Annotated in this window: 17 protein-coding genes; 5 read left to right on the top strand and 12 right to left on the bottom strand. The window is 71.8% G+C overall.

The genetic code is table 11. The annotated features are described in order from the left end of the window. Positions 1–95: 95 nt before the first annotated feature. Complete coding sequence (locus QNA09_RS03175) at positions 96–2,477, bottom strand: ATP-binding protein (RefSeq protein WP_119699459.1); 2,382 nt, start codon at positions 2,475–2,477, stop codon at positions 96–98. Positions 2,478–2,672: 195 nt separating this feature from the next. On the opposite strand from QNA09_RS03175, the gene QNA09_RS03170 reads away from it, so the two are divergent. The 3 genes from QNA09_RS03170 to QNA09_RS03160 all read left to right on the top strand — a co-directional run bounded on the left by QNA09_RS03170 (position 2,673) and on the right by QNA09_RS03160 (position 6,060). Then, positions 2,673–2,990, top strand: a complete 318-nt coding sequence (locus QNA09_RS03170; protein ID WP_193788695.1) for a heavy-metal-associated domain-containing protein — start codon at positions 2,673–2,675, stop codon at positions 2,988–2,990. Positions 2,991–3,017: 27 nt separating this feature from the next. Next, positions 3,018–5,258 carry a cation-translocating P-type ATPase gene (locus QNA09_RS03165; protein ID WP_119699458.1) on the top strand — a complete coding sequence of 747 codons (2,241 nt, stop codon included), beginning with the start codon at positions 3,018–3,020 and terminating at the stop codon, positions 5,256–5,258. Between the two features lie 85 nt (positions 5,259–5,343). Beyond that, positions 5,344–6,060 (top strand): hypothetical protein, encoded by a 717-nt coding sequence (locus tag QNA09_RS03160; protein WP_010593832.1) that lies wholly within the window; start codon positions 5,344–5,346, stop codon positions 6,058–6,060. A gap of 131 nt (positions 6,061–6,191) precedes the next feature. Here QNA09_RS03160 and QNA09_RS03155 read toward each other — a convergent pair whose 3' ends face one another. Then, positions 6,192–7,670 (bottom strand): carboxylesterase/lipase family protein, encoded by a 1,479-nt coding sequence (locus QNA09_RS03155; protein WP_010593831.1) that lies wholly within the window; start codon positions 7,668–7,670, stop codon positions 6,192–6,194. A gap of 152 nt (positions 7,671–7,822) precedes the next feature. Here QNA09_RS03155 and QNA09_RS03150 point away from each other — a divergent pair, with 152 nt between their 5' ends. Continuing rightward, positions 7,823–8,359 (top strand): flavodoxin domain-containing protein, encoded by a 537-nt coding sequence (locus QNA09_RS03150; protein ID WP_010593830.1) that lies wholly within the window; start codon positions 7,823–7,825, stop codon positions 8,357–8,359. A 102-nt stretch (positions 8,360–8,461) separates the two neighbouring features. Continuing rightward, positions 8,462–9,106 (top strand): MBL fold metallo-hydrolase, encoded by a 645-nt coding sequence (locus tag QNA09_RS03145; protein WP_010593829.1) that lies wholly within the window; start codon positions 8,462–8,464, stop codon positions 9,104–9,106. A gap of 54 nt (positions 9,107–9,160) precedes the next feature. Here the strand turns inward: QNA09_RS03145 and QNA09_RS03140 are convergent, their stop codons facing one another. The 10 genes from QNA09_RS03140 to QNA09_RS03095 form a co-directional block, all read right to left on the bottom strand. After that, positions 9,161–10,804, bottom strand: a complete 1,644-nt coding sequence (locus QNA09_RS03140; protein ID WP_017680633.1) for an FAD-binding dehydrogenase — start codon at positions 10,802–10,804, stop codon at positions 9,161–9,163. A gap of 48 nt (positions 10,805–10,852) precedes the next feature. Then, the gene (locus tag QNA09_RS03135) at positions 10,853–11,557 is read right to left on the bottom strand and encodes a DUF2334 domain-containing protein (protein ID WP_010593827.1); all 705 of its coding nucleotides are present in this window, start codon (positions 11,555–11,557) and stop codon (positions 10,853–10,855) included. 30 nt (positions 11,558–11,587) lie between these two features. Further along, positions 11,588–12,241 carry a 5,6-dimethylbenzimidazole synthase gene (gene bluB, locus QNA09_RS03130; RefSeq protein ID WP_010593826.1) on the bottom strand — a complete coding sequence of 218 codons (654 nt, stop codon included), beginning with the start codon at positions 12,239–12,241 and terminating at the stop codon, positions 11,588–11,590. A gap of 5 nt (positions 12,242–12,246) precedes the next feature. Beyond that, a complete protein-coding gene (locus QNA09_RS03125) occupies positions 12,247–12,741 on the bottom strand; it encodes a glutathione peroxidase (protein WP_119699457.1) in 495 nt (164 codons plus the stop codon). Between the two features lie 69 nt (positions 12,742–12,810). Next, positions 12,811–13,647 carry a hypothetical protein gene (locus tag QNA09_RS03120; protein WP_010593824.1) on the bottom strand — a complete coding sequence of 279 codons (837 nt, stop codon included), beginning with the start codon at positions 13,645–13,647 and terminating at the stop codon, positions 12,811–12,813. A gap of 45 nt (positions 13,648–13,692) precedes the next feature. Continuing rightward, positions 13,693–14,025, bottom strand: coding sequence for a cupredoxin domain-containing protein (locus QNA09_RS03115; protein WP_010593823.1), 333 nt, complete (start codon positions 14,023–14,025; stop codon positions 13,693–13,695). Next, positions 14,022–14,366, bottom strand: a complete 345-nt coding sequence (locus QNA09_RS03110) for a plastocyanin/azurin family copper-binding protein (protein ID WP_017680631.1) — start codon at positions 14,364–14,366, stop codon at positions 14,022–14,024. The genes QNA09_RS03115 and QNA09_RS03110 overlap by 4 nt, the downstream gene beginning before the upstream one ends. A gap of 11 nt (positions 14,367–14,377) precedes the next feature. Then, entirely contained in the window at positions 14,378–15,988 is a 1,611-nt protein-coding gene (locus QNA09_RS03105) for a multicopper oxidase family protein (RefSeq protein WP_162919282.1), read from the bottom strand. Further along, the gene (locus QNA09_RS03100) at positions 15,985–17,298 is read right to left on the bottom strand and encodes a hypothetical protein (protein ID WP_026137730.1); all 1,314 of its coding nucleotides are present in this window, start codon (positions 17,296–17,298) and stop codon (positions 15,985–15,987) included. Before QNA09_RS03100 ends, QNA09_RS03105 begins: the two co-directional genes overlap by 4 nt. Then, the gene (locus QNA09_RS03095; RefSeq protein WP_010593819.1) at positions 17,295–17,957 is read right to left on the bottom strand and encodes a methylamine dehydrogenase light chain; all 663 of its coding nucleotides are present in this window, start codon (positions 17,955–17,957) and stop codon (positions 17,295–17,297) included. Before QNA09_RS03095 ends, QNA09_RS03100 begins: the two co-directional genes overlap by 4 nt. Between the last annotated feature and the right edge of the window lie 3 nt (positions 17,958–17,960).

Here is a 17,960-nt window from a genome sequence, read left to right as displayed (position 1 = left end):
GTGCTGGCGCCCGGGGACGGACACCGGACGCCCCGCAGTTTACCGGCCGACCCCGGGTGACCCGGAATCGGCAGGGCCGCACGCGGGCAGGTCCGTCACGGCTGCGGAGGCGGCTGCTCGGTGAGCGACGCCGTGAAGTTCTCGACGATCTCGGCCGCGAGCGTACGGACCTTCACGTTCGTCGCCTGGGACATCGCCGACAGCTGCGCGAATGCGGTGTCCGCGTCGACCCGGTGCGCTGCCATGAGCAGGCCGACGGCGCGGCTCGTGACACTCCGGGTATCCAAAGCGATCCGGAGCGAGGCGGCCTCGTGCGCACTCGCGGCGAGCAGCTCCTCCCGTAGCCGCGACATCTCCAGGTGCACCCGGACCCGCGCCGTGAGCTCGCTGGGATGGAACGGCTTGACGACGTAGTCGTCGGCACCGGCTCGCAGTCCCTCGACGGCGGACTCCGATCCGGCCCGGGCCGTGAGCAGGATCACCGGAAGCCGCGCCAGCCGTTCGTCGTCGCGCACGTCCTGCAGGAGCGACAACCCGCTCCGCCCCGGCAGCATGACGTCGGTGAGGAGCAGGTCGGGAAGCTCGGCCCGGATCCGCTCGAGCGCGGACTCGGCGTCGGCCGTGGCGTCGACGTGCCAGCCCTGGGCCGTGAGCAGACCGAGAAGGTGGTCACGCATGTCCGCGTTGTCCTCGACGAGGAGGATGCACGGTTGTCCCTCGCGCGGGCCGGCTGCGGGCACCGCGACGGGCCGCCACGCCTCGACCTCTCCCAGGTACGCCGCGCCCGCCGAAGCCACGACGTCGTCCGCGGCGCCGGGCGCCGGCTGGGAGCTCGGCACCGCGGGCACCGTCACCGTGAACACCGTCCCGTGCGGGGCGACGTCGTCGACGGACACCGAACCACCCAGGGCGGCGACGAACTGCGCGACGAGGGACAGTCCGATGCCCGACCCCTCGCGGCTGCGGCCGGACCGGTCGCCGATCTGGTAGAAGCGGTCGAAGATCTTGCCGCGCTCGGCCTCCGCGATGCCCGTGCCCGTGTCTGCGACGCGCAGCACCAGGTTCGCCCCGTCACCCCGCAGGGTCACCGAGACCGATCCCGCCTGGGTGAACTTGATCGCGTTGGACAACAGGTTCAGCACGATGTGTGTCCACATCGTGCGGTCGATGGCCACGTACCGGCTCGGCACATCGTCGACGTCGACCTCGAGGGCGAGCCCCGCAAGGTCCGCCGCGTCCCGGAACAGCTCGGCTCCGTCGCGCGTCACCGCGACGATGTCGGTGGGCTCGCTGTGCGCGGCGAGCCGGCCGGCGTCGCCCCGGGCGACGTCGAGGAGCATGTCGACGAGCCGCTGCAGACGCAGTGCGGCCCGCCGCGCCGCGGCCACGGCGGCGACCTGGGCGGGAGGCAACGCGGCGGTGTGCTCGTCGAGCAGGGTCTGCAGCGGGCCGAGGAGCAGGGTCAGCGGGGTGCGGAACTCGTGGCTGACGTTCTCGAAGAACCGGCTCTTGGCGGCGTCGAGCTCGGCGAGCTCGGCCGCTCGCCGGCGTTCGGCCTCGTAGGCCTGCGCATCGGACAGCGCCGTGGACACGCGGACCGCGACCATGTCCAGGAACACCCGGTACTGCTCGTCGAGCTCGCGGAACCGGCTCGTTCCGAGGACGAGTGCACCGGCCGGGCCGCCCCCGGAGACCGGGAGGGGCAGGACCACCGCGGTGTCGCGGTCGGGACCGAGGTCCGCGACGGCCTCGGCCTTGCCGGACCCGGCCACCCGTGCGATCACTTCCGACAGGTCCGACACGACGCCGGGGGCGGCGCCGAACTCGGCCACCGTCACCATCACCCCCTCGCAGCACAGGTGGGCACTGCCGAACGGCAGATCGTCCTCGTGACCGCCGAGCAGACCGAGCGCGGCCCGGCAGGCGTCGTGGGCGGTGGCCGTCTCCGTCATCGCGAGCTGGCCGAGTTCCCGCAGGACGGCGGCCCGGCGCTCGGCGAGCACCTGCTCGGTGACGTCTGTGGTGGCGACGAAGATCCCGGCGACGGCGCCGTCGGCGGCGCGGACCGGGCTGTAGGAATACGTCCAGTAGGTCTCCTCGAGGTATCCGAAACGACGGATCGACAGTTCCATCCGCTCCGAGAGGGTCGACCGGCCGCGCCGAGCCTGTGCGAACAGCGGGTCGAGGGAGTCCCACACCTCGGCCCAGCACTCGGCGACCGGTTGGGCAACCGCCGTGGGGAACTTCTCGCCGAGGAGGGGCCGGAAGGCGTCGTTGAAGATTTGAACGAGGTCCGGCCCCCAGCACAGCAGCATGGGTACCCGGGACGGGACGACGGTCCGCACGGCCGCAGTCAGTTCGGGTGGCCAGGTGTCGATCGGCCCCAGCTGGGTCGCCGCCCAGTCGGCATCGCGGTGGGCGGTCGCGGTCGGATCCGGCCCCGGGAACAGGGTGCGGGCCGAAGTTGCGTCGTCCACCTCGTTGCCTCACATGTTGCCGTCGGTCCTGTCGGAGCTTCTCAGGATAAGCGGGCCGGCCCGCCGCTTCCGGGCCTTGTCCCACCCGGGCCGCACGCGACATTCCTGAAGATTCGATGAAGAGGACGTCCCGCCCTGGCGGTTCATACCCCTAGGGGGTATAAATGGGGTGCACCCACGCAGAGGAGAATCGCGATGACCCGGCTCCTGCCCCTGACCGACACGGCCAGCGGCTGCCGCTGCGGCAGCCACCCCACCGAACCGACCGGACCGAGCAGTGAGGACCCCCGAATGAACACCCAGGCCTTCCCCGTCGTCGGCATGACCTGCGGCCACTGCGCCGGAGCCGTCACCGAGGAACTGCGCGCCCTGCCCGGTGTCGAAGACGTCCACGTCGAGCTCGTCGCGGGCGGTGTCTCCACCGTCACCGTGACCAGCGTCGACGGCCTCGACGCCGGCGCCGTCGCCACCGCCCTGGACGAGGCCGGCGACTACCGCCTCGCCCCGCAGTGACCCGTCGACTCGAGAAGGGACCCGCTCATGACCACGGGTGAAATGGTGCACGAGGTAGAACTCTCGATCGGCGGCATGACCTGCGCTTCCTGCGCGGCGCGCATCGAGAAGAAGCTCAATCGCATGGACGGGGTGACCGCCAGCGTGAACTATGCGACCGAGAAGGCCAAGGTCGCCTACGCGGAGGGGGTCGCCCCCGACGACCTCGTCGCAACCGTCGAGGCGACCGGCTACACCGCCGCCCTCCCCGCCCCGGCGCGGGACGAGGAGACCACCGAGGCCGCCCCCGAACCCGACGAGGCGGCGGCCTGGCGGCAGCGCCTGACCGTCTCCGCGGTCCTCACCGTGCCGGTGGTGCTGCTGTCGATGATTCCGGCACTGCAGTTCGACAACTGGCAGTGGCTCACGCTGACTCTCGCCTCCCCCGTCGTGGTGTGGGGGGCGCTGCCCTTCCACCGCGCAGCCTGGACCAATGCCCGGCACGGCGCCGCCACGATGGACACCCTCATCTCCGTCGGCGTCACGGCCGCGTACCTCTGGTCGCTGTGGGCACTGTTCTTCACGCACGCCGGCATGACCGGCATGCGCATGTCGTTCGATCTGCTGCCCACGGGCAGCTCCGAGCCGCACATCTACCTCGAGGTCGCCGCCGCGGTCACCACCTTCATCCTGGCGGGACGCTACTTCGAGGCCCGCGCCAAGCGGCAGTCGGGCGCGGCGCTGCGGGCACTGCTCGACATGGGCGCCAAGGATGTCGCCGTGCTCCGCGACGGTGACCTCGAAACCCGGATCCCGATCGGCCGACTCGCCGTCGGCGACCGGTTCGTCGTGCGGCCCGGCGAGAAGATCGCCACCGACGGCGTCGTCGTCTCGGGCACGTCGGCAGTCGACGCATCGATGCTCACCGGCGAACCCGTGCCGGTCGAGGTCGGGCCCGGCGACCAGGTCGTCGGTGCCACCGTCAACGCCGGAGGCCGCCTCGTCGTCCGCGCGACCCGCGTCGGCGCCGACACCCAGCTCGCCCAGATGGCACGCCTGGTGACGGAGGCGCAGAACGGCAAGGCCGAGGTGCAGCGGCTCGCCGACCGGGTGTCGGCGGTGTTCGTCCCGATCGTCATCGGACTGGCGCTGCTCACCCTCGCGGCATGGCTGCTCACCGGCAACTCGGTGACAGCGGCGTTCACCGCAGCGGTCGCGGTGCTGATCATCGCGTGCCCCTGCGCGCTGGGTCTCGCGACCCCGACCGCACTGCTCGTCGGCACCGGTCGCGGCGCCCAGCTCGGCATCCTCATAAAGGGACCGCAGATCCTCGAATCGACCCGCCGCGTCGACACCGTCGTGCTCGACAAGACGGGCACCGTCACCACCGGCCGCATGTCGGTCGCGGCCGTGCACACCGCCGACGGTGAGGACGACAGCGAGGCGCTGCGCCTGGCCGGGGCGCTCGAGCACGCTTCCGAGCACCCCATCGCGCGCGCCGTCGCCGAGCGGGCCGCGGCCACCGGCGCTCTCCTACCCGTGGAGAGCTTCGAAAACCACGGTGGGCGGGGCGTTTCCGGTGTCGTCGACGGTCACGCCGTGCTCGCGGGCCGACTGTCGTGGCTGCGTGACGAGTGGTCGCTGACCGCCCCCGAATCGCTGCGGCGCAGCGCCGACGAGGCCGAGGCCGAGGGCCGCACACCGGTGTGGATCGCCTGGGACGGACGCATCCGGGCCCTCGTCGTCGTCTCCGACACGATCAAGGACACCTCCGCCGCGGCGATCGCGGAGCTGCGCGAACTCGGTCTGCGTCCCGTACTGCTCACCGGCGACAACCGCAGTGCCGCCGAGACCGTCGCAGCGCAGGTCGGCATCGACGAGGTGATCGCCGAGGTCCTGCCCGCCGACAAGGTCGACGTGGTTGCGAGGCTGCAGAACGAGGGCCGGGTCGTCGCCATGATCGGCGACGGCGTCAACGACGCGGCCGCCCTCGCCCAGGCCGACCTCGGGCTCGCGATGGGCACCGGCACCGACGTCGCGATCGAGGCCTCCGACCTGACCCTCGTGCGCGGCGACCTGCGGGCCGCGCCCGACGCGATCCGGCTCGCCCGCGCGACGCTGCGCACCATCAAGGGCAACCTGTTCTGGGCGTTCGCCTACAACGTCGCGGCCCTCCCGCTCGCGGCGCTCGGGCTGCTCAACCCGCTGATCGCGGGGGCGGCGATGGCGTTCAGTTCGGTGTTCGTGGTGAGCAACAGCCTGCGGCTGCGGCGGTTCAGCCCGCGCTGAGCCGGCCCGGGCGAGGCCGACGCGGTGCTGCCGGGAGTCATCGATTCCCCGGCGGTGCCGCGTCGCGCTGTGTCACGCTCGACGCATGCAGTCCGAGCCGGACCCGCTGCTGCTCACGGTGCGCAACCTCGCCCGCTTCCACCGCGAGCACGAGAAGTTCTATTCCGAATCGCCCTATCACGACGTGATCCGGCTCCAGCGCAGCTCCCGTGCCCTGAAGGCCCTCGCCGAGCGGTGGTCGGTGGTCGCACCGGCCGACGACACGTCGCCGAGCCCGTTCGCCGGGGCACCCGACCTCAACGACGACCGCGCCACCGAGACGCTCGGCATCCTGTTCATGGAGGGCGGCGGCGAACCGGCGGAGATCACCCGGCTGAAGACCGACCTGCGCGCACTCGCCGAGGCGAGCCGGACGACCGGGCAGTGGCTCGCGTCCGCCATGGCGACGGCCTGGGACATGCTCGAGGCACTGCTCACATACCCGGAGCTGGCGGACCTGCTCGCCGAACGGCACCGGATCGTCTCCCACGACTGGCAGTGCGCGTCGACGACCGAACTCGTCGCCCGCCACCTCGACCGGGCGGTCGCGATCCTCGAGCGGGTGGACTTCGCTCCCACCGCACTGCGGGCGGACCTCGCCGCCGACCGTATTGCCCCGCGCTACCTCTTCTCGGCCGCGGAGATGCTCGACCACGCCTCGGATCTCGCCGCCCACAGCGCCGTGCTCACACACGAGAACGAGCGTCGCTGGCGGATCTTCCACGAGCGTGTCGAGCAGCTCGTCGCCGGCACCGACCGGTAGGGGCACTCGGCGGTCGGCACCCGGAAACGGGGGCGGGCGGCCGAATGTCACATCGCGTCGATCTGACCGAACCGATGTGACATTCGGCCACGGGCGGCGGGACGCACCGTCGTCCGGATCCGGCCGGGGCGTCACCCGATCCAGCACGCCAGCTCGTCGGACCGCGGGTTCACCACCACCGGATCGCCCTCGCCCCCGAACACCCGGACCGGTCGCGAGGCACCGACCGGTGCCCACCCGGGATCTCCGGTGGTCGCGAATTGCACCCAGGCGCGGTGCATCTCGTCGGCGAGCGACTGCGGGGGCCGGTCTCCGGTGAGCCGGTGGGCGACGTCGAGACGGTCGAAGACGAACGCGATCTCGAGCGCATGGCACGCCCGCAGATCCTGGACCGGGCTCGGCCACGCGAACTCGTACAACCGGGCCGTTCCACCGCCGCGGACGATCGCGTCCGCGAGGGCGACGGTGCCCGACCGGAACGCGTAGTCGGTGAGGATCGCGGCGAGCACGTCCCCGGGACTGGCCCCGGGACGGTGACCGGCGTACAGATCGGCGATCGCGGGATCGATCCCGTACCGGTGCAGGACGAACGGAAGGGTGTCACCGGTGATCACCGCGGCGATGCCGGTCGGCACCAGGAAGAACCGGAACTCGTCGGTGGTCGTTCCGGCCAGCACCGGCACATCCGTGCCTGCCCCCGCGGCGAGCGCGTCGATCGGCAGCGACGGAAGCACCTCACCGTCGATCGTGGGGAACAGGCTCATCACCCCCAGTCCGCGCTGCACCACCGACTCACCCCACCGGGCCGGATCCGGATTCTGTGCCAGTTCGAGACCGAGATCGTCCTGCGCGGACTGCAGGCGGCCGGGGTCGAGGGCACCGAATGCCGCGGCGGTGGCCGGCACCCCCAGGTTGCCGGCGAGGACGGCCGTCACCCGGCGCGCGTCCTCGACGTCCGCGGCCGCGGTGGCATTGCCGCTCTGCACGACGGCGCGGTGGAACAGGCCCGTCGCGGCGGGCGAGGCGAGCAACGCGGCCACGCTCATGCCGCCGGCCGACTCGCCGAACACCGTCACGTTGCCGGGGTCGCCGCCGAACGCCCGGATGTTGTCCTGCACCCAGCGCAGCGCGGCGATCTGGTCGAGCAGGCCTCGGTTGTCCGGCGCGCCGTCGAGCGAAAGGAACCCGGGGACTCCGAGCCGGTAGTTGACCGACACCAGCACCACCCCGTCGCGCGCGAAGGCACGCCCGTCGTAGCTCTCGATCCGGTTCGAGCCGCGGGTGAATGCGCCGCCGTGGATCCACACCATCACCGGCAGTGCCGAGGCACCCGGGTCCGGGGTCCACACCGACAGGTTCAGGCATTCGTCGCCGGGCTCGATGACGTTGCCGAGCAACGCGGCCGCGGGCGCGGCGTACGGCGACTGCGGACAGGTGGGGCCGGGTACGGTGGCGTCACGCGCCCCCTCCCACCGGGGTACCGGTGCCGGAGCGGCGAACCTCGCCGGTCCCACCGGGGCCGCCGCGTACGGGATGCCCAGAAACGCCCACACCCCGTCGACGACCGTCCCCCGGACCGCGCCCGCTCCGGTCTGCACCGTATCCGTCATGTCCCGTTCCTCTCCTCGCGGCTCCTCACAACGCCACCCACCCGAGCGAATGTATCGCTGATCTCCGCAGGAAAGGCCCGTTCGCTCGGTCCGACGGCTCCTATGCTGAGTGGGACGGTCATCGACTTTCCGCCCAGCCGAGGAGGCGCGGCATGCGAGCACTGGTGGTGTACGAATCGATGTTCGGGAACACCCGTCACGTGGCGGAAGCCGTCGCGCGCGGGCTGGGATCCGCGGTACGCACGGTTCCCGTCACCCAGGCACACGAGGAGAACCTGTCCGACTACGACCTCGTGGTGGTCGGCGGCCCCACACATGCGCACGGCATGAGCCGCGAGTCGACGCGCCACGGCGCGGCCGAGCAGGCCGAGAAACCCGACAGCGGACTGACGCTCGAACCCGACGCCGAGAGCGAGGGCGTCCGCGAGTGGCTCGATTCGCTGCCGTCCGGCGGCGGCAGGGCCGCAGCGTTCGACACACGCATCGACCTGGCGGCCGTGCTCACCGGCCGCGCGGGCAAGGGCATCGCCAAGAAGCTGCGCAAGCACGGGTTCGAGCTCGTCGCCGATCCGGAGAGCTTCCTCGTCGACAAGCAGTCGGCACTCGAGCCCGGCGAGGAGGAACGCGCCGAGCAGTGGGGCCGGTCGCTCGCACAGCAGGCGGCGAGCGGATCCGAAGAAGTGCGCTGACCCGCCCGTGGGCCGAGCGGATGTCCCGCTCGTCTCCGTGGGCCGACACGACGATACCTCCGCTCGGCGCACAGCCGCGCCCGACGGTCCATACTCGGGTCTATGCGACTGACCCACTTCGGACATTCCTGCCTGCTCGTGGAACACCTCGGCGCGACGATCCTGTTCGACCCGGGCAACTTCTCGCACGGCTTCGAGGGCATCACGGGGCTCGACGCCATCCTGGTCACCCATCAGCACCCGGACCACGCCGACCCGGCGCGGCTGCCGGCGCTGGTGGAGGCCAACCCGGGGGCCGCCCTGTACGCGGACCCGCAAACCGCCGCTCAGCTGGGCGGCGGCTGGCAGGCCGTGCACCCGGGCGACGCATTCACCGTCGGCGACGTGCGGGTGCGCGGCACGGGCGGCCGGCACGCCGTCATCCACCCGGAACTGCCGGTCATCGACAACACCGCCTACCTGCTCGGTGACGACGAGAACCCGGCGCGTCTGCTGCATCCGGGCGACTCGCTGTACATCCCGCACGAGAGGGTCGACGTGCTCGCGCTGCCCGCCGCGGCGCCGTGGTTGAAGATCTGGGAGTCGGTGGACTACCTGCGCGCGGTCAACCCGCGGGTGGCCGTCCCGATTCACCAAGGCATCCTCGCAGACCAGGCCACCGGCATCTTCTACGGCCGTTACTCCGAGATGGCCCCGGAGGGCACCGAGTTCCGGGTCCTGCCCGCCGAGGACTCGGTCGAGGCGTAGCCGCCGGTGCGTCCTTTGGGCTGCGGTAGCCGCCCAAAGGACGCACCGGCCGCGTCAGCGGCCGGCGGCGCGGCCGGCGGCGCGGCCGGAGAAGATGCAGCCGCCGAGGAAGGTGCCCTCGAGCGAGCGGTAGCCGTGTACCCCGCCGCCGCCGAACCCGGCGACCTCCCCCGCCGCGAACAAGCCCTCGAACACCGAGCCGCCGGTCGTCAGTACCCGGCCCGACAGGTCGGTCTCGAGCCCGCCCAACGTCTTGCGGGTGAGCAGGTGCAGCTTGACCGCGATCAGCGGACCGGCCTTCGGGTCGAGCAACCGGTGCGGGGCGGCGATGCGGGTGATCCGGTCCGGCACGTAGGCGCGGGCCGCGCGCATCGCCGCGACCTGCAGATCCTTGGTGTACTTGTTCGCGATCTCGCGGTCCCGGGCCTCGACGACCTGCCTGACCGCCGCATAGTCCAGGGGCGCGTCCGGGGTGATCTCGTTCATCCCTGCCACCAGGTCGGCGAGGGTGTCGCGGACGACGAAGTCGACGCCGCGCTGCTTGAACGCCTCCACCGGTGCCGGCGCGCCGGGCTTGACCCGCTGCAGCACCTTGCGGATGTCGCGGCCGGTCAGGTCCGGATTCTGTTCCTGGCCGGAGAGCGCGAACTCCTTCTCGATGATCTTCTGGTCGAGCACGAACCACGTGTGGTCGTGCCCGCTGCGCACGATGTGCTCGAGGGTGCCGAGGGTGTCGAAGCCCGGAAACAGCGGGACCGGCAGTCGCTTTCCGGTCGCGTCGAGCCACAGCGACGACGGGCCGGGCAGGATGCGGATGCCGTGGTTGGGCCAGACGGGGTCGTAGTTCGTGATGCCCTCGGTGTAGTGCCACATCCGGTCGCGGTTGACGATGCGCCCGCCGGCGCGCTCGGTGATCTCGAGCATCCGCCCGTCGACGTGTGCCGGCACGCCGGTGAGCATGTGCTTCGGCGGGTCTCCCAGCCGCTTCGGCCAGTTCTTCTTCACCAGGTCGTAGTTGCCGCCGATGCCACCCGAGGTGACGATCACCGCGCCGGCCGAGAATTCGAACTCGCCGGTCGCCACGCGCGACGACGCCACACCCCGCGCCGCCGACGACGGTTCGAGCACGGTTCCGCGCACCCCGGTGACGGCGCCGCCGGTGACGACGAGGTCGTCGACGCGGTGCCGGTTCCGCAGGATCACCCGGCCACGGTCGACGCCGTCGAGCACCGTGCGGGCGAAGATCTCGACGAGTCGCGGTCCGGTTCCCCACGTGATGTGGAACCGGGGCACCGAGTTGCCGTGACCGCCGGCGTCGTAGCCGCCGCGTTCGGCCCAGCCGACCATGGGAAACAGCTTCAGCCCGCGTTCCTTCAGCCACGCGTGCTTCTCGCCGGCCGCGAACTCGACGTAGGCCTGCGCCCAGCGGCGCGGCCAGTAGTCCTCGTCCTCCCGGTCGAACGCGGCACTGCCCATCCAGTCCTGCAGGGCCAGGTCGTACGAGTCGCGGATGCCGAGCCGGCGCTGTTCGGGGGAGTCCACGAAGAACAGCCCGCCGAACGACCAGAAGGCCTGTCCCCCGAGGTTGTGCGAGTTCTCCTGGTCGACCAGCACGACGGTGCGCCCGGCGTCGAGGAGTTCGGCTGTGGCGACGAGCCCGGCCAGACCGGCGCCCACCACGATCACGTCTGCGTCCATGCCCGCCAACCTACTGCAGGGTAGGTTCGCGTGGGCGGATCTCCGGGGTCAGGCCGCGCCGAGTGTGCGTGCGCGCGGCGGCCAGCGGTAGACCGAGGGCTGCGCCTCGAGGTGCAGGGCGAGGTCGACCGCGTCGAGCATCGCCTGCCGCGGTCCGGGACGGTCGAGCTGCTTGCCGGAGATGGACAGCCGCAGCAGCCCCCCGCGACGGGCGACCCGGCCGGCGCCGATCACCATCGCCCGGCACCACCACGGTTCGGCCTTGGCGCCCTCCCCGATGCCGAACACCCGCGCGTGGGTGACGGTGTCGCGGTGAAGGTCGTGGATCCCGGCGACGCCGGCCATCAGCCGGAACCCGGTGGCGGGCAGCGCCGCGACGGCCCCCGGCGAGGCGAGCCAGCGCGGCGGTGCGAACAACCGGGTCCGCAGTCCCGTCTCCTCGAGCACCCGGTCGGCGGCGAGCAGCCGCAGCCGCGCCTCGTGTTCGGGCAGGACCGCGAACTCGGCGCGCCGCCGCTTCGTCGCGGCCTGGTCGTAGCCGTGCAGCACGATGGCGTCGCCGCCCTCGCGACGCTCGAGCAGCCACTCCTGGGTGTGCGGGTCGCGTGCGAGCCGGTAGTGGTCCTTCATGCGCGGCGCGACCAGCAGCGACAGCGGCACGCCGCGAGCGTCCATCTCCCGGGCGAAGGCGTCCACCGCCGGGCGGGTCTCGTCCCTGATGCCCGACACCGACACGATCAGCTGGCCGCTCATGGGCTCCACGGTGCCAGGGCCGGGTGAACGTCAGGCGTCGCGCACCTGAAGGGTTTCGGCATGCACGGCGTCGGCGAGGGGCCGGCCGGTCCGCCATCCGAACCGCTCGAGGTCGGGCACGTCCTGCAATCGGGTCACGGGACCGACGCACAGCCACGCGATCGGCCGCACCGGGGGCCGGGCTCCGACGAAGTCGGCGAGGAACGCCTCGTCGTAGAACGACACCCAGCCGACGCCGAGTCCTTCGACGGTTGCCGCGAGCCACAGGTTCTGGATCGACAGCACCGCCGAGAACACGCCCACGTCGTCGACCGTGTGCCGGCCGAGGATGTGCCGCCCTCCGCGCGACGGGTCGTAGGTGACCACGATCCCGGTGCCCGACTCGACGATGCCTTCGACCTTGATGGGATCGAACGTGCGCCGCCGGTCCTCCGGCAGCGAGTCCGCGAACGCGCGACGGCATCCGGCGACGTGGTCGGCGAACTCGGCGAGCCGCTGCGGGTCGCGGACCACGACGAAGTCCCACGGCTGGGTGTTGCCGACGCTGGGTGCCGCGTGCGCCGCCCCCAGCACCCGCCACAGGACCTGCTCGTCGACGCGCTCACCGGTGAACTCCGCGCGGACGTCGCGGCGGGCACGGATCACGTCGTACAGCGCCGCCCGCGCATCGATGGTGTCGGTCATCGCGCTCAGCGGGGCAACGCGGCTTCGAGGGCGGCGATCACTTCGGGGGCGTCGGGCTCGGTGCGGGGCCGGAACCGGGCGACGACGTTCCCGTCGGGTGCGACGAGGAACTTCTCGAAGTTCCACTGCACGTCGCCGGCCTCGCCGTTCGCGTCGGGGTGCCGGGTGAGTTCGGTGTAGAGGGGGTGCCGGCTCTCGCCGTTGACGTCGATCTTCTCCCACAGCGGGAACGTGACGCCGTAGTTGGTGGAGCAGAAGGTCTGGATCTCCTCGGCGGTCCCCGGCTCCTGGCCCATGAACTGGTTGCACGGCACGCCGACGACGGTCAGGCCCCGGTCCGCGTACTCGACGGCGAGCTTCTCGAGCGCCGTGTACTGCGGAGTCAGGCCGCACCTGGAGGCGACGTTGACCACGAGGACCGCGCGACCGTCGAACTCGGCGAGGGAGGTCGGCACCCCGCCGAGGGTGTTGATGCCGATGTTCTGCAGAGAAGTCGTCATGCCGCCCGACGTTAGTCGCGACGGTCCCCGGGGCGGTAGTGCGCCCCGGGGCCGCCGCGGGCAGGCACGTCAGAGTGCGGCGACGACCGCGAATGCGCCGAGGGCGACGAGCGCGGCGCCGGTCAGCGTCTGCACCCGGCGGTCGACCACGCACATCGCCGACAGGAAGCCCGGCATCGACCCACCGCCGCGGGTGTGCACGATCGCCAACAGGCTCGGCAGGCACCGGCCGAGCGAGACGAGCGTGAACAGCGCGGCACCGAGGACGGGTGAGCCGGCCGCGGCGACGCCGAGCACCAGCAGGTAGTACGCGCTCGACCGGATGAAGATCACGAAACCCGGCCCGATGAGGGCGCCGAAGAGCAGCGAGACCTTCCACGGTGCCATCGACCGGCGCAGGTGCCGCGGCAGCTGCCTGCGGCGCATCGGCGTCGGCAGCGTCACCAGGCCCAGCTCGTGCAGGCCGTAGGCGAACGCGACGGCACCCCACGCGAGGAGCGCCCACGTCACCGGGACCGCCCCGGCGACGAGCGCACCGAGCGCCCCGACGAGCGCGCCGGTCGGGGCACCGGTCGCGATCGAGCCGAGGGCGTGCCAGCCGAGCCGGCGCACCGGGGTCGACGAACCCGGACGGTCGGGCTGCTTCGGGGCGGCGACGACGCCGGCGACCGACATGCCGCACGTCGACCAGTTCGCGGCCAGGGCGGTGACGGCTCCGGCACCCACGACCGCGGCGGTCGTCGCTGCGGGCCCGGACGGGGTGAGCAGCGCCGCCGCCCCGGCACCGGCGACGCCGGCTGCGGCGATCAGCGCCGCACGGGTGTGCGACGGCACGGCCTTCTGCAGGGTGGGACGGATGTCCGGCACGTCCGTCGTCAGCGGCTCGTGCGCGAGAACTGCGGTCATGACTTCCTCCAGGGGATCGGTGTTTTCCGGATACGGACGGCTGGTTCAGGATTCGGTGACGGTGACGGTGACGGTGCCGGTCATGTACCGGTGGACCGAGCAGGTGTACGGGTAGGTGCCCGGTTCGTCGAAGGTGCGGGAGTACGTACCCTCCGCGGTGATCCCGCTGTCGAACGACCCCTCCGATACGACCTGGTGCAGCACCCCGCCGTCCTCGAACCGCCATTCGACGGTGCCGCCGGCCGGCACGGTCACGTCGGGCGGCGCGAAGTGGACGTTGCGGACGACCACCACCGCGTCCGGGGGGCGATCGGACGGGCCGCAGGCTGCGACGAGCGGAAACAGCAGGGCCGCAGCCCACCCCGGCTGCCGGCTCATTCCCGGACGATCACGGTGCCGACCATCATCGGGTGCGGCGTGCAGTGATACGTGAAGGTGCCGGCTTCGTCGAACGTGTAGGAATACGTTCCCTCGGTGAGGAGCTCGCTCTTCAGCCGGCCCTCGAGAGGGCCCTCCCCCACCACGTCGTGCGGCAGTCCGCCGTCGTCGAAGCGCCACTCGACGGTCTGGCCCTTCTCGATCGTCACCGACTCCGGGTTGTAGGCCATGTTCTTCACCTCCACGACGACGGTGGGCTCGGCCGAACCTCCGGCGGTGCCGCAGGCGGACAGGCTCACCGCGGTCAGCAGGCCGGCGAGCAGGACGGCGAACTTTCGCATGACGATTCCTCTCATCGGATGTACCGCAGGTTCGCGGTCATACCGGCTTCGAAGTGGTAGGCGTTGTGGCAGTGGAACATCCATTCACCCGGATTGTCGGCGTCGAATTCGATCGCGAGTTCGGCACCGGGCAGCACGTTGACGGTGTCGCGGCGCAGCCCGCCGTAGGCGCCGACCGCGAAGGTGTGCCCGTGCGTGTGCATCGGGTGCCACATCGTCGACGAGTTCTTCATCGTGATCCGCACGCGCTCACCCTGTTTCATGACCAGGCGGCCGGCGTCGGTCCCGGCCATGCCCCACACGTAGCGGCCCCCCGCCTGGATCAGCTCGATCCGGTAGTCCCGATCGGGTTCGCGTGGATCGAGCCGCACGGCCTCGACGGGCCGCAACGCGCTCTCCGCAACGAGCCGGCCGCCGAGTTCGGGGATCGCGCCGCCCACGTCGGCGTCGGCCATCGGCACCGCGTCCGGGGTGCGCAGCACCGTCGAGGCATATCCTGGCCGCCCTTCGACCTTCGCGACGATCGGCCACACGCCCGACTTCACGGTGACGAGGACGTCGTAGCGTTGCGCCATTCCGACGACGATCGTGTCGGCGACGGTGGGCTGCACGTCGAAGCCGTCCGCCGCGACGATCGTGAGTTCGTGCCCGGCCACCGCGAACCGGTACGGGGTCTCGGCCGCCGCGTTGACGATCCGCAGCCGCACGCGCTGCCCCGCCGCGGCGACGACCGGGGTGGGATCGTTCGGGGGCCGGCCGTTGATCAGGTGCAGCGGGTACGCGATGTGCTGGGTCATCCCGCCGAGCGCCGCGGAGTCGCCGTGCCCGGCACTCACCAGCTGCCGGGCGACGTCCAGGTCCCCGGCGGGCTGCGCCCCGGGTGCCGCACCACCGCCGTGCCCGCCGTGCCCGCCGGAGATCGCGGGGTTGAGCGCGGTGAGCACCGCGTCGGGTGTGGTGCCCAGGCCGTCGAGCCAGTCGTCGAGGACCAGCACGGCGTCGGCGTCGGCGCCGGTGCGGTCGTCGGGGTCCTCGACGATCAGGGCGCCGAACAGCCCGCGATCGGCCTGCAGGCCGCTGTGCGAGTGGTACCAGTGGGTGCCGGGGTCCGGGACGACGAAGCTGTAGTCGAACGTCGTGCCGGGCGCGATCGCCGCCTGGGTGACGGGCGCAGCACCGTCCATGTCGTTGCGGATCCGGATGCCGTGCCAGTGGACGGTGGTGTCGGCATGCAGGTCGTTGCGCACCGCGGCGTCGAGCCGGTCACCCCTGCGGACCCGCAGTTCCGGGGCGACGGCCCGGCCCCCGTACGTCCAGGTGTCGACGAGACGCCCACCCAGGTCGACGGTGGCGACGCCGGCGGCCAGCGCGAACGACGCCACGGTGCCGTTCCAGCCGCGGGCGGCCTCGGCGGCGGCGACCTCCGGGTCGGCCGGGGAAATGTAGTCGAGATCGGCCGCCGCCCCGTTCTCCGCGCCGGCGCCGGCCGGTTGCGTACCGGACGATGCGGTGGCGCAGCCGGCGGCGCCGAACCCGAGCGCGCTCATCCCCAGCGCCCCGGCCCCGAGGGAGCCGAGGGCCAGGAACCTGCGCCGGCCCAACACGGCGCCGGGTGGTCTCATCCGATCACCTCGGGGGTGAGCAGATCGGTGAAATCCTCGACGTTGCCGCTGATCTCCACCGAGGAGACCTGCTGCCCGGTCGCGGCGTCGAACCCGACGATGCGCTGCGCCGCCTCGCCCTGCCCCTCCGGGTTGCCGCCGAGCACGTAGAACGTGGCGCCGTCCACGGAGAACGCCATGCTCGCGATGTCGGTCAGTCCCAGGTCCGGCAGGCTCAGCGACCGGATCGGCGCGAGGTTCGCGGCGTCGGACAGCACGATGCGGGCCAGGTCGCCGCCGCGGGCGGAACTGGGATGGATCGGTGAGTCGGTGTAGGCGATCGCGATCCGGGTGCCGGTGTTGTCGATGACGTCGCTCGCGAACCGGCCCTCGGGCCGGCCGGCGTTGCCGATCGGCGTCACCGCGTCCTGCGGCAGGCCGTTCGAGAAGTCGAAGACGTACACGTCGCCGTTCTCCCCGACCAGCAGGGCCTTGCGTGCCTCGGCGGCCCACCCGACCTTCCGCGCGCTGACGAAGTCGTCCGGCAGCACCTTCGCCCGGGCGGTCTCGGCGGGCACGCCGTCGTCGCCGACGGAGATCCGGACGAGCTCACCGGTCTCCTCGCACACGCTGTAGATCTCGTGGTCCACGGTCCAGGTGAACGGTCCGCAGCCGACGAGCTGCACGGCTCCGCTCTGCTGCCTCGTCTCGAGGTCCACGACGCGGACGCCGTAGAGGCCGTCGTCCCAGGTGACGAAGTACCGCCCGTCGGAGGTGACCGCGTTGGAACCGGGCCGCGAGTGCACACGCGCGACGTCGGGCAGCAGCGCCTCGGCGGGCTCGAGCAGGTTTCCGGAGTAGGTGCTGACGGTGAAGTCGGCGGCGCCCCGCGATCCGCGGGGACGCCACACTTCGGCGGCGAGAACGGCCGGGTCGGACGGGGTCTCGCCGACGAAGCCGTGGATCACCGGGTCCCAGATGCCGGGCCCGACGACGATGCGGCTGCCGGCGACACCCGTCTTCGGGTCGAGGACGTTGACACCGAGCTCCAGCTTCCCGAATCCGCCTGCCACGGCGACGAGTTCGTCGCGCCCGATGGGCTCGATCTCGGAGACGTGCAGCGGTTCGGGGATGGTGTCGCCGATCTCCTGGTCGTCGTGCCCGAGGGCGATGCCCTCCCCCGGGGTGGTGAATTCGACGGTGGGATAGGTGACGTCGCCGGCGGTGCTCGGGTCGTCGCCGGACGAGCCGCAGCCGGCGAGGGTGACGAGCAGCGCGAGGGGCACGGCGGCCGCGGCGGGACGCACGAGGCGACGGGAACGCAATGTCATGATCCGGCACCGACCTTCGGACGCTCGGCGGGACGGGCCTGGCAGTCCTCGCCGATGATGGGGGCCATGGTGCAGGTGTACGACTGGGATTCGTCGGAGACGCACCAGATGATCTCCTGGTCGTAACTGCCCGAGACCGGGTTGTACATCACGGCCTGCATGTCCGGCTCGCCGCAGAACGCGTTGGAGCACGACGGGGCCCCGCAGCAGTCGTAGTAGGCGATGAGGTAGGTCTTGCCGGTGTCGGGGTTCGTGCAGCACCCGACCCAGAATTCGGCACCCGGTTTGCTGCCCGGCGCGCACGTGGTCACTCCGCCGCCGTTGCAGGCCGCGCAGGAGGTGCCGTCCATGTTGCACCAGCGCCAGTACTCGCACTCGGCCGGATCCTTGCCGTCGTAGACGGGCACGAGCGGTTCCGGGCCGGGATCGGGTGCGGGCTCCTGCGCGAACGCGGTGCGGGTCACCGGAAGCGAGCTGATGAGCGCCACTCCCGACACACCCATCGTCCAGCGGCCGAGACGGCTGATCATCGAGCGGCGCGACACCTGCTCCGACATCCGGCGTCCGGTCCGGCTCATGAACGAGCCGCCCTTGCCGGCCATCCAGGCGGCCTGTTCCTCGACGGTCTCCTTGTCGACCGGGTACCGGTTCTCGTACATCTC

The sequence above is a fragment of the Rhodococcus sp. AH-ZY2 genome, assembly GCF_030916465.1.
GTDB lineage: Bacteria > Actinomycetota > Actinomycetes > Mycobacteriales > Mycobacteriaceae > Rhodococcus > Rhodococcus ruber.
Note: the sequence above shows the minus strand (reverse complement) of the source record. Positions and strands in the feature narration are given on the sequence as shown.

Bases quoted from the DNA above. Each gene is read 5' to 3' on its own strand.
- QNA09_RS03165 (WP_119699458.1), top strand. From the start codon at position 3,018: ATGACCACGGGTGAAATGGTGCACGAGGTAGAACTCTCGATCGGCGGC.
- QNA09_RS03095 (WP_010593819.1), bottom strand. From the start codon at position 17,957: ATGTACGAGAACCGGTACCCGGTCGACAAGGAGACCGTCGAGGAACAG.
- QNA09_RS03105 (WP_162919282.1), bottom strand. From the start codon at position 15,988: ATGAGACCACCCGGCGCCGTGTTGGGCCGGCGCAGGTTCCTGGCCCTC.
- QNA09_RS03125 (WP_119699457.1), bottom strand. From the start codon at position 12,741: ATGACGACTTCTCTGCAGAACATCGGCATCAACACCCTCGGCGGGGTG.
- QNA09_RS03160 (WP_010593832.1), top strand. From the start codon at position 5,344: ATGCAGTCCGAGCCGGACCCGCTGCTGCTCACGGTGCGCAACCTCGCC.
- QNA09_RS03155 (WP_010593831.1), bottom strand. From the start codon at position 7,670: ATGACGGATACGGTGCAGACCGGAGCGGGCGCGGTCCGGGGGACGGTC.
- QNA09_RS03140 (WP_017680633.1), bottom strand. From the start codon at position 10,804: ATGGACGCAGACGTGATCGTGGTGGGCGCCGGTCTGGCCGGGCTCGTC.
- QNA09_RS03150 (WP_010593830.1), top strand. From the start codon at position 7,823: ATGCGAGCACTGGTGGTGTACGAATCGATGTTCGGGAACACCCGTCAC.
- QNA09_RS03110 (WP_017680631.1), bottom strand. From the start codon at position 14,366: ATGCGAAAGTTCGCCGTCCTGCTCGCCGGCCTGCTGACCGCGGTGAGC.
- QNA09_RS03100 (WP_026137730.1), bottom strand. From the start codon at position 17,298: ATGACATTGCGTTCCCGTCGCCTCGTGCGTCCCGCCGCGGCCGCCGTG.
- QNA09_RS03120 (WP_010593824.1), bottom strand. From the start codon at position 13,647: ATGACCGCAGTTCTCGCGCACGAGCCGCTGACGACGGACGTGCCGGAC.
- QNA09_RS03145 (WP_010593829.1), top strand. From the start codon at position 8,462: ATGCGACTGACCCACTTCGGACATTCCTGCCTGCTCGTGGAACACCTC.
- QNA09_RS03170 (WP_193788695.1), top strand. From the start codon at position 2,673: ATGACCCGGCTCCTGCCCCTGACCGACACGGCCAGCGGCTGCCGCTGC.
- bluB (WP_010593826.1), bottom strand. From the start codon at position 12,241: ATGACCGACACCATCGATGCGCGGGCGGCGCTGTACGACGTGATCCGT.
- QNA09_RS03115 (WP_010593823.1), bottom strand. From the start codon at position 14,025: ATGAGCCGGCAGCCGGGGTGGGCTGCGGCCCTGCTGTTTCCGCTCGTC.
- QNA09_RS03135 (WP_010593827.1), bottom strand. From the start codon at position 11,557: ATGAGCGGCCAGCTGATCGTGTCGGTGTCGGGCATCAGGGACGAGACC.